The sequence below is a fragment of the Cohnella suwonensis genome (genome assembly GCF_042655365.1).
Lineage (GTDB): Bacteria > Bacillota > Bacilli > Paenibacillales > Paenibacillaceae > Cohnella > Cohnella suwonensis.
The window spans coordinates 1-1,739 of sequence record NZ_JBHSMH010000046.1; the positions used below are offsets into that span (position 1 = coordinate 1).

1 protein-coding gene is annotated in these 1,739 nt (G+C 50.4%); it reads left to right on the forward strand.

Features of this window, described 5'->3' with window-relative positions; genetic code table 11:
- Positions 1 to 325 precede the first annotated feature (325 nt).
- Complete coding sequence (ltrA, locus tag ACFPPD_RS14835) at positions 326 to 1,636, forward strand: group II intron reverse transcriptase/maturase (RefSeq protein ID WP_209752126.1); 1,311 nt, start codon at positions 326 to 328, stop codon at positions 1,634 to 1,636.
- Positions 1,637 to 1,739 lie beyond the last annotated feature (103 nt).

The window sequence follows — 1,739 nt, forward strand, 5'->3', positions numbered from 1 at the left end:
TACCATCTCGGAAGACAACATCCCATCGAGCGAGAGGGCGAGCACGATGCGGGCTTCCCCGGGGTCGCAGAGCCAGGCATGTATACCAATGGTTACTCAGCAACTCGGGAGGCCCTGACGCTCTTCCGTGAGGAAAGTACTATTTAGGAACACTCCGGGAGTATGGTCGCCAAGCGATAAAACGTAAGAAGACCAAACGGCAGTCGGGGAGTCGGATCGCCGCGTAGTACCTGTGAAGCCGGTGTAATGCTGGTGGAGGAAAGGCAGGCGACACAAAATCGATCTTGGTAAGGACACATTTACCACACGCCGAGGTGGAGAAGAAATGGAAACGAAATTAGCAAGAATAGCAGAGATGGCAAAAGTCGACCCGAAATTACGGTTCACCTCGATTGGACACTTTATCGACGCGCAAGCGCTCATAGAGAGTCACCAAGAGATGAAACCGGGGAAGGCAACGGGAGTCGACGGCATGACGAAAGAGGCGTATGAAGCGAATGTGGAAGTCCACGTAACGGAATTGGTCAAGCGGCTCAAACAGAAAAGCTACAAGCCGCAACCGGCCAGAAGAACCTACATTCCCAAGGACGAGAAAAGCATGCGCCCGCTTGGAATACCCGCTTATGAGGACAAGCTGGTGCAACATGCGCTGAAGAGGATACTCGAAGCGATCTACGAACAAGACTTCATGGACTTCTCGTATGGATTTCGCCCGAAACGAAGCATGCACGATGCACTGAAGAAACTGACCGAGATCATAGAACGAGGAAAGATACGATATATAGTGGATGCGGACATTAAGGGATTCTTTAACCACGTCGACCACGAATGGTTGATGAAGTTTCTCGATTTGCGGATTGGAGACCCGAACATTCACCGCCTCGTAAGACGGATGTTAAAAGCAGGCATACAAGAGGACGGTGAATTCGAACCCACCGAAGAGGGAACTCCGCAGGGGTCCGTGGTTTCGCCGGTGCTTGCGAATGTCTATCTACACTATGTGCTGGATACCTGGTTTGCAGTCACGGTCAAGAAACAGTGCAGGGGACAGGCAGAAATGGTGCGTTTTGCCGATGATTTTGTCTGCTGCTTCCAATACAGAGAGGATGCGGAACGGTTTTATGGTGCGCTCATCCTAAGGCTGGACAAGTTCAAGCTAAGTGTAGCGGAAGAGAAGACAAAGATCATCGAATTCGGACGCTTTGCGGAAGAGGACAGGAAAAGACGGGGTGAAAGAAAGCCGAAGACATTTGACTTTCTGGGGTTTACCCATTACTGCGCCAAGAGCCAAAAAGGTACGTTCCGGGTCAAACGCAAAACAAGCGGGAAGAAATTCAAACAGAAGGTCAAAGCCATGAAGACGTGGATCAGGTTCAACCGACATATGGACCAAGAGGCATTCCTCAAAAAGATCCGCTCCAAGCTAACGGGACATTACCGTTACTACGGGATTACGGATAACTACGGGAAGAACAAATCCTACTATATCCTGACGGTCAAGATAATGTTTAAATGGCTGAACCGTAGGAGCCAGCGCAGAAGCTTCACATGGGAAAGATACAACGATGTCCTTAAGGACTTCCGGCTTCCTAAACCTCGGATATACGTCAACATCTATGCCAACAAAACTCTGTGAATGATGATGTGAAGAGCCGTATGCGGGAAACCCGCACGTACGGATCTGTGAGGGGTAGGGGGCGCAATCCATGATAGGAGAGGCCCCGCCTACTCGACCATTT

Bases quoted from the DNA above. Each gene is read 5' to 3' on its own strand.
- ltrA (WP_209752126.1), top strand. From the start codon at position 326: ATGGAAACGAAATTAGCAAGAATAGCAGAGATGGCAAAAGTCGACCCG.